9 protein-coding genes and 2 pseudogenes are annotated in these 14,354 nt (G+C 71.0%); 4 read left to right on the top strand and 7 right to left on the bottom strand.

Annotation, left to right across the window (positions count from 1 at the left end):
• Positions 1-53: 53 nt before the first annotated feature.
• Together KCH48_RS30745 and KCH48_RS30750 are read right to left on the bottom strand one after the other, a co-directional pair.
• Positions 54-609: pseudogene (locus KCH48_RS30745) on the bottom strand (GNAT family N-acetyltransferase).
• A 35-nt stretch (positions 610-644) separates the two neighbouring features.
• Positions 645-1,856, bottom strand: a complete 1,212-nt coding sequence (locus KCH48_RS30750) for a low temperature requirement protein A (RefSeq protein ID WP_210578335.1) — start codon at positions 1,854-1,856, stop codon at positions 645-647.
• 152 nt (positions 1,857-2,008) lie between these two features.
• Between KCH48_RS30750 and KCH48_RS30755 the strand changes: the two genes are divergently transcribed.
• Complete coding sequence (locus tag KCH48_RS30755) at positions 2,009-2,728, top strand: IS6 family transposase (RefSeq protein WP_210578336.1); 720 nt, start codon at positions 2,009-2,011, stop codon at positions 2,726-2,728.
• 393 nt (positions 2,729-3,121) lie between these two features.
• A pseudogene (locus tag KCH48_RS30760) lies at positions 3,122-4,021 on the top strand (penicillin acylase family protein); the annotation flags it as partial.
• A gap of 63 nt (positions 4,022-4,084) precedes the next feature.
• Here KCH48_RS30760 and KCH48_RS30765 read toward each other — a convergent pair.
• Complete coding sequence (locus tag KCH48_RS30765) at positions 4,085-5,626, bottom strand: acyl-CoA synthetase (RefSeq protein ID WP_210578338.1); 1,542 nt, start codon at positions 5,624-5,626, stop codon at positions 4,085-4,087.
• On the bottom strand, positions 5,623-6,735 hold the full coding sequence (locus KCH48_RS30770; RefSeq protein WP_210578340.1) for a nitronate monooxygenase family protein: 1,113 nt from the start codon (positions 6,733-6,735) through the stop codon (positions 5,623-5,625). The genes KCH48_RS30765 and KCH48_RS30770 overlap by 4 nt, the downstream gene beginning before the upstream one ends.
• Before the next feature lie 169 nt (positions 6,736-6,904).
• On the opposite strand from KCH48_RS30770, the gene KCH48_RS30775 reads away from it, so the two are divergent.
• On the top strand, positions 6,905-8,692 hold the full coding sequence (locus KCH48_RS30775; protein ID WP_210578342.1) for a serine hydrolase domain-containing protein: 1,788 nt from the start codon (positions 6,905-6,907) through the stop codon (positions 8,690-8,692).
• Between the two features lie 7 nt (positions 8,693-8,699).
• On the opposite strand, the gene KCH48_RS30780 is transcribed toward KCH48_RS30775, so the two are convergent.
• Positions 8,700-9,551 carry a helix-turn-helix transcriptional regulator gene (locus tag KCH48_RS30780; protein ID WP_210578344.1) on the bottom strand — a complete coding sequence of 284 codons (852 nt, stop codon included), beginning with the start codon at positions 9,549-9,551 and terminating at the stop codon, positions 8,700-8,702.
• 87 nt (positions 9,552-9,638) lie between these two features.
• On the opposite strand from KCH48_RS30780, the gene KCH48_RS30785 reads away from it, so the two are divergent.
• Complete coding sequence (locus KCH48_RS30785) at positions 9,639-10,433, top strand: SDR family NAD(P)-dependent oxidoreductase (RefSeq protein ID WP_246886138.1); 795 nt, start codon at positions 9,639-9,641, stop codon at positions 10,431-10,433.
• A 4-nt stretch (positions 10,434-10,437) separates the two neighbouring features.
• Here the strand turns inward: KCH48_RS30785 and KCH48_RS30790 are convergent, their stop codons facing one another.
• Positions 10,438-12,003 carry an NAD(P)/FAD-dependent oxidoreductase gene (locus KCH48_RS30790; RefSeq protein WP_210578345.1) on the bottom strand — a complete coding sequence of 522 codons (1,566 nt, stop codon included), beginning with the start codon at positions 12,001-12,003 and terminating at the stop codon, positions 10,438-10,440.
• 54 nt (positions 12,004-12,057) lie between these two features.
• Positions 12,058-14,295: a serine/threonine-protein kinase gene (locus KCH48_RS43005; RefSeq protein WP_210578347.1), complete on the bottom strand. Its 2,238-nt coding sequence runs from the start codon at positions 14,293-14,295 to the stop codon at positions 12,058-12,060.
• Between the last annotated feature and the right edge of the window lie 59 nt (positions 14,296-14,354).

Here is a 14,354-nt window from a genome sequence, read left to right on the forward strand (position 1 = left end):
GCGGTATTCGTCTCGTCGCAGGTCAAGAGGGCCTGCGTGATGGATCGGGAAGCTCAGTCTCCTCGGATGCGGGCATGCAGATGCAGGTCGTGTCGGCCATCGTCATGCACGGCGGCGCTGCATTTGGTGCCTTCCAGGAGATAACCGGACTGGGTGGCGACCCTGCACGAAGCCTGATTGCGGGTGGAGTGGTCCAGCTCCAGACGGTGGAAGCCGATCTCGTTCAGTGCCCAGGCGGTGAGCGCCCCGAGGCCGTGCGAGGTGACGCCGGCGCTGCGGGCGGCCGGGAGTACCCAGTAGTCCACGCCGGCTATGCCGTCGTCGAAGTCCAGGCCGCGTAGCGCCGTCCGGCCGAGTACCTGGTCGCCGTCGCGGGTGATCGCTCAGTGGCTGGCCTTCTCACGCTTCCAATCCTGGCGGTGTGCGTCGAACCATTCCCGGACCTGGGCCTCGGAGGAGGGTCGGCGCGTGTGCCAGCGGCGGATCTCGTCACCCTGACAAGCAGACAGGAACGCTGGTGCATCGGGCTTCTTCCCAGGGGCGCAACAGCAAGCTCCCGGTGGCGGGGAGCACGGGTTGAGGGGAGCCACCGAGCAAACCGGAGGCAATGACGGGTGGCGTCGACAGGGGCGGGAAGTTGTGTGTCAGTGTGCCGATGCTGGCGGGTCGTTCGGCTGCTTCCGGCCGGGAGCAGCTGCGTCGGTTTCGGACGCTGGTGTCGTGCGGAGTGACGGTTGTCGCCTGCCTCGCTGTGCCGACAGGACGATCTCCAGCATGAGGAAGGCGGTGATCAGGAGGAGTGCCACGGCCGGCAGGAGATGACGGGCGAGAAGGGCCAGGGCGCCGAGCAGGGTGAGGTTGGGCAGCAGCCAGGTGAATACCTGGGTGAGGGGGTATCGGATCTGGGTGAGCCCGAGGATGGCGTTGTTCGTCAGGTAGATCGCCAGTGCGGCGGTGCAGAGCCGGAGCGAGGCGCCGGCGTGGTGGCCTTGGGCAGCGGCAGTTACCAGGCCGCCGAGTCCGGCGGCGAAGGCTGTAAGGGCGGCAACGGGCAGGAAGTGCCCGATGACGAAGATGGACCTGGTGAGGCGGAACGCCTCGTCGGGACGTGACGTCATGGTCTTTTCGGCTACCGCGGAGCCGAAGTCGAAGTAGAGCCACCACAGCGTGGCGAGGACGAGGAAGGCGGCCAGACCGGTGATCACAGCCGCCGGGGTGGCTTCTGCCTGGGCGATCGAGGCAATGATCAGCGCGATGCCTTCGCCGAGCACGATGATGATGAACAGCCCGAAGCGTTCGACAAGGTGGCTGCTCTCGATGCGGCCCTCTGTCAGCCAGCGTTGGACTTGTGAGGCGCCCCGGGAGCGCCCCAGCCACGGGGTGATTTCGATCAGGAGCCCGGCCAGCCACAGGAGATAGGTGAGGGGCGGCTGCACCATGATGGATCCCGCCCATAGTGCGGCCGAGATCAGCAGAGGCCAGTTGGATCCGCCCGCGGGCACTTTGCCGCGCAGGACCAACCGGAGGGTGAGCAGGACGATCCGGGTGGCGACGTAGGCGCCGGCGTACATGGCCTGGTCGCCGTGGGCGGCCGGGGTCGCCGCGGCGGCCATCACCAGCAGGGCCGCCATCTGTGCCAGCAAGGTGATCCGGCGCTCGATGCCGCCCTCTCCGGTCAGGTTGGAGTACAGCGTCGATTCGACCCATACCCACCATGCGGGCAGGAACAGTGCCAGCATCCGCAGCGCGGCTTCCCAGCCGGGGTGCTCCACGAGCGGATGGGCGAGCTGCGCGACGAGGGCGACGAACAGCAGGTCGTAGAAGAGTTCCAGCCAGCCGGCATGCCGTTCGCCCACTGCGGTGACGCGAGCATCGTGGTCTGGCGGGTGGTCGCTCGCGGCCATCGTGCGGCCCTTTCTCTTTCCTGCGCGGGGCGTCCGCAGGGCACTGTCACGTTAGCTGGCCGGTGGGATGATCTTCTGGTTGATCAGCCTGGGAAGGGTCGTCCGTGGGGAGCGCGTCGCTGTCGTACAAGGGGCACCGGTACCCGGTCGAGGTCATCTCCCACTGTGTGTGGCTGTATCACCGCTTCCCGCTGTCGTTGCGCGAGGTCGAGGAGCTGATGCTCGAGCGGGGCGCGACCGTCTCCTACGAGACGGTGCGCCACTGGTGCGGCAAGTTCAGGCAGCGGTACGCGAGCGCGCTGCGCCGCCGGCGGCCTCGGCCTGGGGACAAGTGGCACCTGGACGAGGTCTTCATCAAGATCAACGGGCGGTTGCAGTGCCTGTGGCGGGCCGTCGACCAGGGCGGCAACGTCCTGGACATCCTGGTGCAGAACCGCCGGGACAAGGCTGCGGCCAGGCGTTTCTTCCGCCGCCTGATGAAGAAGACCCGAACGGTGGCGCGGGTGATCGTCACCGACAAGTTGCGCTCCTACGGCGCCGCCCACCGCGAGGTCATGCCCTCCGTCGAGCACCGCTCCCACAAAGGCCTGAACAACCGGGCCCAGAACAGCCACCAGCGAGCGAGGCAGCGTGAACGGGCGATGAAGGGCTTCCGCTCCGCAGGCGGGGCGCAGCGGTTCCTGTCCGCGTTCAGCGGTATCTCGCCCCGCTTCCGGCCTCGCCGACACCTGCTGCCCGCACACAACTACCGCGCCGAGATGAGCATTCGCTTCGCCATCTGGGAGCAGATCACCGGAGTCGCCGGCCTCGCCACCGCGGCCTGAGCACAGCGCGCAACCGGGCTCCACCACACCACGACACACCATCCCGGCATCGGCCACATCACCGCCGCCCTCGACCGGCTCAACCAACTCCCGGACCCAGGCTCACCAATGGACGCCCCGCCCCTTCGACAGCACCTCAACACCCAGAGCAGTGGAATCCGGCGCCATCCCGAGGCGACACTCGGGTCTTCAGCCTGCACGACCCCAGACCACGGCACGAAAACGGTCCACCGACTCCGTCGGCGGACCGTCACGAAATTTCGAGGCTCACGGAGTCCTATCCTTGCGGGTCAACGGCACCTTTCTGCTATCGGGGTGTCAGATCACCCAATTCCGCTGAATATCCGGGGTTAACAGCAAGGTTGACCAGCGTCTCTCTCCACGCCCCCTGCCTTGGCAAACTCCAATGACAGCGCCTGGCTGACCAACCTCGACCAGCAGGTCACCGGCTATGAGCGGGTCTTCGGCCCGGTTCGTACGGCCGCTTCCGTGCGGACCCGTGGTGCCGTCGCCGATGTCGCGGACCTGGCGGCGAAGGGCGGGCTCACCGTCCGGGATCTCCAGCGGCAGCAGTTCGCGAACCGCTCGACCGCTGGTGAGCTGGCCGCGGCCGACGCAGCTCGGGCGTGCGCGGCGCTTCCCGGCGGTATCGCAACGAGCAGCGGGGGCACGGCAGTTGACGTGAGCCGGGCTTGCGGTGTGCTCAAGTCCTGGGACCGCACGATGAACGGCGACAGCCGGGGTGCGCTGCTCTTCGACCGGTTCTGGCGCAAGTTGCGCGCCGCCGTGCCGTCCGCGCAGCTCTGGAAGGTCCCGTTCTCACCGGCCGACCCGGTCGGCACCCCCCACACGCTCAACACTGACGCACCGGGCTTCACCAGCGCCCTCGCCGACGCGGTGGCGGAGCTGCGCGCGGCGGGGATCCCGCTGGACGCGCGGCTCGGGGACCACCAGTACGTCGTACGGAAGGGGCAGCGCCTGCCCGTGGGCGGTGGCACCGAGTCCCTGGGCGTGTGGAACAAGATCGAGCCCGTCTGGGACAAGGCGAAGGGCGGCTACCGGGACGTGTCGTTCGGCGCCAGCCACATCCAGGCCGTGGGCTGGGACGGCAGCCGCTGTCCGGTGGCCCGCACGCTCCTGACGTACTCCCAGTCCTCGAATCCGAACTCGCCCCACTTCAGCGACCAGACCCGGTTGTTCTCGGGTGAGAAGTGGGTGACCGCGCGGTTCTGCGAGAAGGACATCGCGTCCTCGCCCGCCCTGCGGGTGGTGCGGGTGACCGAACGCCGGTGACGGCGATGTGGGTCCGTCCCACATGGGGCGGACCCACACGTCCCGCCCGTATGGAGTGGCCGCTCACACCGGCCGCGTACGTCCCTCCCAGTACGGATCCCGCAGCCTCCGCTTGTACAGCTTCCCGTTGGGATCCCGCGGCATCTCCGCGATGAAGTCGACGCTCTTGGGCCGCTTGTAGCCCGCGAGGTGCTCGGCGCAGTGGTCGAGGATCGCGGCGGCGAGGTCGGGGCCGGGTTCATGGCCGGGGGCCGGTTCGACGACGGCTTTGACCTCCTCGCCCCAGTCGTCGTGCGGGATGCCGAAGGCGGCGGCGTCGGCGACGGCGGGGTGGGCGAGCAGGGCCGACTCGATCTCGGCGGGGTAGATGTTGACCCCGCCCGAGATGATCATGTCAATCTTGCGGTCGCGGAGGAAGAGATAGCCGTCCTCGTCGAGGAGGCCGAGGTCGCCGACGGTGAAGAAGTCGCCGATGCGGTTCCTGCGGGTTTTGCTCTCGTCCTTGTGGTAGGCGAAGCCGCCCGTGGTCATCTTCATGTAGACGGTGCCGAGTTCGCCGGGCGGCAGCCTGGTGCCGTCGTCGTCGAAGATCGCGAGTTCGCTGATGGGCCAGGCCTTGCCGACCGTGCCGGGCTTCTTGAGCCAGTCCTCGGCGGTCGCGAAAGCACCGCCCCCCTCGCTGGCGGCGTAGTACTCCTCGACACACTCGCCCCACCAGTCGATCATGGCCCGCTTGACGTGGTCCGGGCAGGGGGCGGCGCCGTGGATGGCGTGCCGCATGGACGACACGTCGTACGACCGCTTGGTGTGGTCCGGCAATGCGAGCAGCCGGTGGAACTGTGTCGGGACCATATGGGTGTGCGTGCACCGGTGGGTGTCGATCAGGCGGAGCATCTCCTCGGGCGTCCACTTGTCCATCAGGACGAGACGGTGGCCGATGTGCAGGGACGCGCCCGCGAATTGAAGGACGGCCGTGTGGTAGAGCGGCGAGCAGACGAGGTGCACGTTGTCGTCGAACGGCTGAATGCCGAAGATGCCGAGGAAGCCGCCGAGGTAGGACTCTTCCGGGAGCTTGCCGGGCAGGGGGCGGCGGATGCCGCGGGGGCGGCCGGTGGTGCCGGAGGTGTAGTTCATGACCCAGCCGAGGGTGCGGTCGGCGGGCGCGGACTCCGGTTGTCCGTCGAGGAGTTCGGCGTACGGCCGGAAGCTCTCGACCGTGCCGACGGCGTACCGGTGGGAGGGCGGGAGGCCCGCCTCGTCGGCTGCCTGACGCGCGGGTCCTGCGAACCGTTCGTGGGCGAGGAGCACCTTGGCGCCGGAGTCGGCGACGATCCAGGCGATCTCGGGGCCGACGAAGTGGTGGTTGATGGGGACGAGGTAGAACCCGGCCTGGGTGGCGGCGAGATACGCGGTGAAGAACTCGGGCCCGTTGGGCAGGACGACCGCGAAGGCGTCGCCGCGTTCGAGTCCGGCGGCGCGCAGGCCGTGCACGAGTTGGTTGGCCGCGGCGTGGAGGCGGCCCGCGGTCCAGGGCTCGCCGTCCGGCGCGATGAGCACCGTACGGGTCGGGTCTTCGGCGGCCTGGGCCCAGAATCCGGTGGTCACGACTGTCCGCTCCTTCCGGCGATGCGGTTGATGCGGTCGACGGCCTGCTCGAAGCCTCGGGTGAGGTCGTCGAAGACGGCCTGGACGCTGCGTTCGCTGGTCATCCGGCCGACGATCTGCCCGACGGGCGTGCCCAGCAGCGGTTCGACCTCGTGTTTCTGGATGCGTGAGACGGCGTCCGCGACAAGCAGCCCCTGCAAGGGCATGGGCAGGGTGCCGGGCCCGTCCGGGTCGTCCCAGGCGTCGGTCCAGTCGGTGCGCAACTGGCGCGCGGGTTTCCCGGTCAGGGCGCGGGAGCGGACGGTGTCGCCGGAACCGGCGGCTAGCAGTTTGCGGGTGAGGGCGGCCGAATGCATGTCTGCCTCTGTGGTGGTCAGCCACATGGAGCCCAGCCACACCCCCTGCGCCCCGAGCGCCAGAGCGGCCGCCACCTGCTGTCCGCTGCCGATACCGCCCGCGGCCAGTACCGGCAGCGGGTCGACGGCCTCGACGACCTCGGGTGTGAGGACCATGGAGGCGATCTCGCCGGTGTGGCCGCCCGCCTCGTAGCCCTGCGCCACGACGATGTCGATGCCCCCCTCCTGGTGCTTTCTGGCATGGCGAGCACTGCCCGCGAGCGCGGCGACGAGGACGTCCTGCTCGTGGGCGCGGGCCACCACGTCGGCGGGCGGGGAACCGAGGGCGTTGGCGAGCAGCTTGATCGGAAAGTCGAAGGCGACATCGAGTTGCGTGCGGGCGACCTGCTCCATCCATCCGGTGATGCGCCATCCGGACGCCTCGCCCTCGGCCAGCTCCGGCACCCCGTACTTGGCGAGGGTGTCCCGCACGAACTGCCGGTGCGTGTCCGGGATCATCGCCTCGACGTCGGCCTCGGTGACGCCTTCGACCTTCTTGGCGGGCATGACGACGTCGAGGCCGTACGGCATGCCCTCGACATGCGCTTCGATCCAGTCGAGGTCGCGTTTGAGGTCGTCGGGGGCCGTATAGCGGACCGCGCCGAGCACCCCGAAGCCGCCGGCCCGGCTGATGGCCGCGGCGACGGCGGGGAACGGCGTGAAGCCGAAAATGGCGTGCTCGACTCCCAGTTTCTTGCTCAGCTCCGTCTGCATGGGCGCAGGATGCCGCAGTCCTCCGGACGACGGAAGGCCTTTTCTGACGTTCCGTCAGATCTTTTCTCACCTACGCCCCGTTGACACCCGACACGCCTGACATAAAAGTTTCACTGCGCAAGGGCAATCCGGAAAGATACTTTCAGGTGGCTCAGCGGGAGGTTGGTCGATGACCGAAGAGGCAGTGCCTGGCAGACGAGGCGGACTGACCCGCCGTCAACTGGCCCGACGGACACTCGCCGTGGGCGGCGCGCTGGCCATCGCCCCGTTTCCCGCCGGCCCCGCCGAAGCCGCCGTACCCCATGGCCGCGGTTCCACGCTGCGGCACGGCTCCCCCGAACGCGCCGGTCTGCTCCCCGCCCACCTGCGCCAACTCGTCACCGACGCGAAGGCCTTCCTCGGCCCCTCCCCCAAGTACCCCTGGTACGCGGGCGCCGTGCTGCTCGCCGGGCGTGGCGGCACGGTGGCGCTGCACGAGCCGATCGGCATGGCGGTGCGCTACTCGGCGTACGACGAGAAGACGGACACCGGCGTCGAGTTCCCGGCCGGGCAGCAGCTCGCCATGGCCGAGGACACCGTCTTCGACCTGGCCTCCGTCTCCAAGCTCTTCACCTCGATCCTCGCCGTGCAGCAGATCGAACGGGGCACCCTGGAGCTGGAGGCGAAGGTCGCCTCGTACCTCCCGGAGTTCGGCGCCGCGGGCAAGCAGGACATCACCATCCGCCAACTCCTCACCCACACCTCGGGGTTCCGCCCCTGGATCCCGCTCTACAGCGCGCCGACGTACGAGGAGAAGCTCCACCTCATCTGGAACGAGGCCCCCCTCAACCCGCCGGGCAGCACCTACCTCTACTCCGACCTCAACCTGATCTCGCTCCAGCTGGTCCTGGAACACGTCACCAGCCGCACCCTCGACACCCTGCTCCGCGAGGAGATCACCGCCCCGCTCGGCATGCACCGCACCCGCTACAACCCGCCCGCCTCCTGGAAGCCGAAGATCGCGGCCACGGAGGACGCGCGCAAGCCCTGGTCGGGGCTGGAGCGAGGCCTGGTGTGGGGCGAGGTGCACGACGAGAACGCCTTCAGCCTCGGCGGAGTCGCCGGCCACGCCGGGGTGTTCTCGAACGCCTGGGATCTCGCGGTCCTCGGCCGGACGCTGCTCAACGGCGGCACCTACGGCCGGTCCCGCATCCTCGAACCGGAGTCGGTGGAGCTGATGTTCACCGACTTCAACACCGCCTTCCCCGGCGACGAGCACGGCCTCGGCTTCGAGCTCTACCAGCACTGGTACATGGGCGCGATGGCCACTCCACGCACCGCGGGCCACACCGGCTTCACCGGCACCTCGCTGGTCCTCGACCCGACGACCGACTCCTTCCTCGTCGTCCTCGGCAACTCCGTGCATCCCGTGCGCAGTTGGCGCTCCGGCTCCGCACCCCGGGTCGCCGCCGCGAACAACCTGGCACGCGCCGTGCCGGTCCGCCCGGTGCGCGGACGTACGGCCTGGTTCTCGGGCATGGCGAACAACACGGCCGCGACACTCGCACTGCCCGCCCTCGACACCACGGCAGGCACCCCACGACTCAGCTGCGCCCTGTGGTGGGACACCGAACCCCGTTCGGACGTCCTCGTCCTGGAGGCCACGACGGACGGCGGAGCCACCTGGCAGCCCCTCCCCTTCACCACGACACGCCTCGCCGAGGAGCCGTGGGAGCACCCGGCCGGTTCCGTGACCGGCTGGTCGGGCCGCGTCTGGCACCGCCTCACCGCCGGTCTCCCGCCCGCGCGGCAGCTCTCCCTCCGCTGGCGCTACACCACCGACCGGCTGTACGTCGGCCGTGGGGCGTACGTCGACGGACTGTGCGTGCGGACAGCCCAGGACGTCCTCTTCGACGACGCCCGTCCGGCGGACGCGGCCCGCATCGATGCGACGGGCTGGACCAGGTCCGCCGACTGACGCCGGCTCAGCCCGGCACGTCCAGGCGCTGCGTGCCCACGACCGACAGCAGCCGCAGCGCCTCCTCGGACCGCGAGCCGGGCGTGGCGGTGTAGATGACGACCCGCTGGTCCAGGTCGGTGATGTCCAGGACATCGCAGTTGACGGTGACGGGCCCGACCAGCGGGTGGTCGAAGGTCTTGCGGAGCGTGGGCGGGGCGATCACGCAGTGCTCGGCCCACAGCCGGGCGAACTCCTCGCTTCCGGCGAGGAGTTCCTCGACCAGCCCGGTCACTTCGGGGTCGTCGGGGTAGCGGGCAGCGGCGGCACGCAGATCGTTGGCCGCGGACGCGGCGAACTCGTCCGCGTCCGAGATGCCGTACAGCGGCCGTCCGTCATGGTCCGGGGAGAGGAAGGCGCGCCGGATCAGGTTCCGGTCGCGCCTCGGCAGCGCGGAGAAGTCCTCCATCAGGGCGGCGGCCAGGTCGTTCCAGGCGATGACCTCGTGCGTCGCCGAGATCACGAACGCCGCGGCTTGCGGCAGCCGGTGCAGCAGGTCGACCATGCTCTGCCGCACCTCCCGCGAGGGACCGGGCCGTGGCGCGGGCGGGGTTCCGGCGAGGTGGTGGAGGTGGTCGCGCTCGGGGTCCGACAGGCGCAGGGCGCGGGCGATCTGGGCCAGCACCTCGCGGGAGGGGTGCGGGCCGCGCGCCTGCTCCAGCCGTGTGTAGTACTCGGTCGAGATGTACGCCAGCTGCGCCACCTCCTCGCGGCGCAGCCCCGGGGTCCTGCGGCGCGTCCCGGCGGGCAGACCCACGTCGGCGGGGTCGATGCGCTCGCGCCGGCTGCGCAGGAAGTCGGCCAGTTGTCGTCGGTCCACGCTTCCAGTGTGCGGGGGAACCGGGAGCCGCAGCCAGGTACCAGCGGTGCCTGGATGCGCTCGGCGGCCGGACGCAGGCTCGACCCCATGGACACCACACAGACCGGCACCACCCTCACGACCTCGGGCCTGCTCACCGACAAGGTCGCCTTCGTCACCGGAGCGGGCCGCGGCATCGGCGCCGCCGCGTCCCGGCTGTTCGCCCGCGAGGGCGCCCGGGTGCTGCTCGCGGCCCGCACCGAGTCCCAGCTCAAGGCGGTCACGGAGGAGATCCGGGCGGCCGGCGGCACCGCTGACTACGTCCTGTGCGACCTCGCCGACGCGGCGAGTGTCCGGGCCGCCGTCGACCGGGCCGTGGAGTTGTACGGCCGTCTCGACGTGGCCTTCAACAACGGCGCGACCGGGCAGCAGCCAGGGCCGATGGACCAGCTGTCGGAGGACGACTTCGACCTGGTCAGCTCGGTCAACTTCAAGGGGCCGTGGCTGTCGATGACCGCCGAGATCGCCGCCATCCGTGCCACCGCCGGACGCGGGGCCATCGTCAACAACTCCAGCGTCGGCAGCCTCATGGGCAACCCCTGGCTGCCCATCTACGGCGCGGCCAAGCGGGCGGTGAACAGCCTCACCGCGTCAGCCGCCATGACGTACGGCCCGGAGGGCATCCGCGTCAACGCGATCGCGCCCGGCACCACGCTCACCGAGATGATCTACGAGTGGGACGAGCGCTCCCCGGGCATCCTCGACCAGCTCGTCGAGCGCACCCCGCTGGGCCGTGCCGCCGACCCGGAAGAGGTCGCCCAGGCCGCGGCCTGGCTGCTGAGCGACCGCGCCTCCTACGTCACCGGCACGGTCCTGCGCGTCGACGGCGGCAGCCGGTCCTGACCGGTCAGCCGACCGGGCTCTCCAGCACCGCCATCGCCGCGTTGTGCCCGGGCACCCCGCTCACCCCTCCCCCGCGCACCGCGCCCGCCCCGCACAGCAGCACATTGGCGTGCCCGGTCTCCACGCCCCAGCGCCCCGTGCCCTCCTGGGCGTACGGCCAGGCGAGGTCGCGGTGGAAGATGTTGCCGCCGGGCAGCCGCAGGTCCCGCTCCAGGTCGAGCGGGGTCTTCGCCTCGATGCAGGGCCGCCCTTCCTGGTCCGTCGCCAGACAGTCGGCGAGCGGTTCGGCCAGGTGGGCGTCCAGCTGGGCCAGGGTCGACTTCAGCAGTTCGTCGCGTACGGCGTCGTTGTCCCCGGCGAACAGCCGGGCCGGCGTGTGCAGGCCGAACAGGGTGAGCGTCTGGTAGCCGCGGTCGACGAGTTCCGGCCCGAGGATCGTCGGGTCCGTGAGCGAGTGGCAGTAGATCTCGGAGGGCGGGGCGGCGGGCAGCTCACCGGCGGCGGCCTGGCCGTGCGCGGCGGCCAGTTGCCCGTAGCCCTCGGCGACGTGGAAGGTGCCGGAGAACGCCTCGCGCGGGTCGACGGAGTTGTCGCGCAGCTTCGGCAGCCTCTTCAGCAGCATGTTCACCTTGAGCTGGGCGCCCTCGGCGGGGGCGGGCGGCTCGTCTCCCATGAGGGCGGCGAGCGCTTGCGGTGAGGCGTTCACCAGGACGTGCCGGGCGGCGGCGACGCCTTCGCCGTCGGCCGTCCGGTAGGTGATCTCGGCGGTGCGGCCGTCCGTGGCGATGCGTTCCACCTCGTGGCCGGTGGCGATGACGGCGCCCGCGTGCCGTGCCGTGGCGGCCAGGGCGTCGGTGAGGGCGCCCATGCCGCCGACGGGTACGTCCCAGGCGCCCGTGCCGCCGCCGATCACGTGGTAGAGGAAGCAGCGGTTCTGCCGCAGCGAGGGGTCGTGTGCGTCGGCGAAGGTCCCGATCAGGGCGTCGGTGAGGACGACGCCCCGGACCAGGTCGTCGGTGAAGCGGTCCTCGACGGCGACGCCGAGGGGCTCCTCGAAGAGGGTGCGCCAGGCCTCCTCGTCGTCCACGCGGCGGCGCAGTTCGTCGCGGGTGGGCAGCGGTTCGACGAGGGTCGGGAAGACCCGCTCGGCGACGCGGCCGGTCATGCCGTAGAACCGCTGCCAGGCCCGGTACTCGCTCTCGCCGCCGGTGAGCCGGGCGAAGGCCTCCCGGGTGCGCCGCTCGCCGCCGCCGACGAGGAGTCCCGTGGGCCGGCCGTCGCGCTCCACGGGTGTGTACGACGAGATGGTGCGCCCGCGTACGCGGAAGTCCAGCCCCAGGTCCCGCACGATCTTCTTCGGCAACAGGCTGACCAGGTACGAATAGCGCGACAGCCGCGCGTCGACGCCCGCGAACGGGCGGGTGGACACGGCGGCGCCCCCGGTGTGGTCCAGCCGCTCCAGCACCAGCACGGAGCGTCCGGCGCGGGCCAGGTAGGCGGCGGCGACGAGGCCGTTGTGGCCACCGCCGACGATGACGGCGTCGTAGGTGCGTCCCTCGTGTGCAGGCATGGTTCTTCGTAACACGTGATGATCTAGGTCGGCCAGAGGCGTGCCGCGCCGGGGTCAGGGTCCGCCGGACGCCCGCTGCTGCCGGAGCACCGCGACCCTGCGGTACAGCTCGACCGCCTCGGCGCCCCGGCCGAGCTGTTCCAGGCAGTGGGCCTCGTCGTTGCGGCTGGCGAGGGTGTCGGGGTGGTCGGGGCCCAGGACGCGCTCGCGGGCGGCGGCCACCCGCCGGTATTCGGTGAGGGCGTCGGCCCAGCGGCCCAGCCAGCCGAGGCCGACGGCGACCTCGCGGCGGCTGACGAGGGTGTCCGGGTGGTCGGGGCCCAGCACCCGCTCACGGATCGCGCACACGTCGCGGGACTCGGCGAGGGCTTCCTCCCAGCGGCCGAGGCGCCCGAGGTTGACGCCGAGGCCGTGCCGGGCGCGCAGGGTCTCGGGGTGGGCGGGGCCCTGGACGCGGGCGCGGTCGTCGATCAGCTCCCGGTACAGCTTGAGGGCGTCGGCGCTGCGCCCGAGGCGGCCGAGGCTGATACCGACCTCGTAGCGGGCGGCGAGGGTGTCGGCGTGGTCGGGGCCGAGGGCCTGGGCGCGGGCCTCGGCGACCTCGGCGTACGTCTGCAGGGCTTCCGGCCAGCGCCCCAACTGGCCGAGTGCGTAGGCGACTTCGTACCGCGTGACCAGGGTGTCGGGGTGGTTCGCGCCGAGTACCCGGGCGCGCGCGGCGGCCACGTCGCAGGCCATGCGGTACGAGTCCTCCAGGCGCCCGAGGCGGCTGAGGTTGAAGGCGAGGTTGTGGCGGCAGCGCAGGGTGTCGGGATGGTCGGCGCCCATGGTGCGCTCCCGGGCGGCGAGCACCGACGTATAGACCTGGTGGGCGTCGAAGTGCCGCCCCAACTGCCCCAGGACATACGCCATTTCCTGGCGCGCGGCGAGCGAGTCCGGGTGGTCGGCGCCGAGCACCCGGGTGCGGGCCGCGGCGACGTGCTTGTACTCGCGCAGGGCGTCGGCGGCGCGGCCGGTGCGGCTGAGGGTGAAGGCGACCTCGTAGCGGCTGGCGAGGGTGTCGGGGTGATCGGGGCCGAGGAGGTGCTCGCGCTCGGCGGCGACGGCGCGGTGCACCTCGCCCGCCTCGGCCCAGCGCCCCAGCCGCCCGAGGCTCAGGCCCGCGTTGTGCCGGCCGGCCAGCGCGAGGAGGGTCTGCGCGGAAGGCGCGGGCCGCTCGTCCGGCGGCGGCTCCTCGACCCGGCCGGTGACCGGGCGCGCGATCCACTCGCCGGTGAGGCCGGCTCCGGCGTCCGGAGGTGTGGTGACGATGCCCGCGCCGGTGGCCTTGTGGCCGGTGGTCATGCCGCGGGTCCAGGACGGCAGCCGGGTCTCGCGGGGCGTGGGCTCGGTCGGACGGAGTTCCGGCCGCGGCGTCACGACGGTTGGCACATACGTCGGTGTGGTGCGGCCCGCGTCGATCCTGCGGACCAACTCGCGGGCGTCGTGCGGGCGTTGCTCGGGCCGTTTGGCCAGCAGGTCCAGGATGACCTTCTCGAAGTACTCGGGCAGCTCGGCGCGGTGACTGCGGGGCGGCTGCGGCGGGGTGTCCCGGTGGCCGATGAGGATCGCCCAGGCGTCGTCGAGGTCGAACGGCGGGGCCCCGGTGGCGATCTCGTACAGCACACAGCCCAGCGAGTACAGATCGCTGCGCCGGTCGACATCCGTTCCGCTGATCTGCTCCGGCGACATGTAGTGCGGGGTGCCCATGGCGATGCCGGTGCCGGTCAGCCGTGAGGTGAAGCCGATGTCGTGGCCGAGGCGCGCTATGCCGAAGTCGCAGATCTTCACCGTGCCGTCGGTGAGCCGCATGATGTTCGCGGGTTTCAGGTCCCGGTGCACGATGCCCTGTTGATGCGTGTAGGCGAGCGCCGCGGCGACCTGGTCGGCGATCTCGACGACGTCCGGGACGGGCAGCGGATGGTGCTTGTTGTCCTCCAGGAGCTGACTGAGGTTGCGGCCCTCCAGGAGCTCCATGACGAGGTAGAGGATGCCGTCGTGCTCGCCGAAGTCGTGGACGACGGTGACGCCGCGGTGCTGGAGCGCGGCGGCCACCCGGGCCTCGCGGCGGAACCGTTCGCGCAGGACGCGGGTGAAGGACTGGTCGTGGGACTGGCCCAGCGGCTTGAGGCACTTCACGGCCACCAGCCGGCCGAGCGATTCGTCGCGCGCCCGCCACACCTCGCCCATGCCCCCGCGCCCGATCAGGTCGAGCAGCCGGTACCGGCCCTGGATCAGCCTGGTCTCCGCCATCTCGTGCCGTCGCCCCCGTCGATGGTCGCCCCGCCCTCTGCCTCACGGATCCCCGCCGA

Source organism: Streptomyces sp. GESEQ-4 (genome assembly GCF_017948455.1).
Lineage (GTDB): Bacteria > Actinomycetota > Actinomycetes > Streptomycetales > Streptomycetaceae > Streptomyces.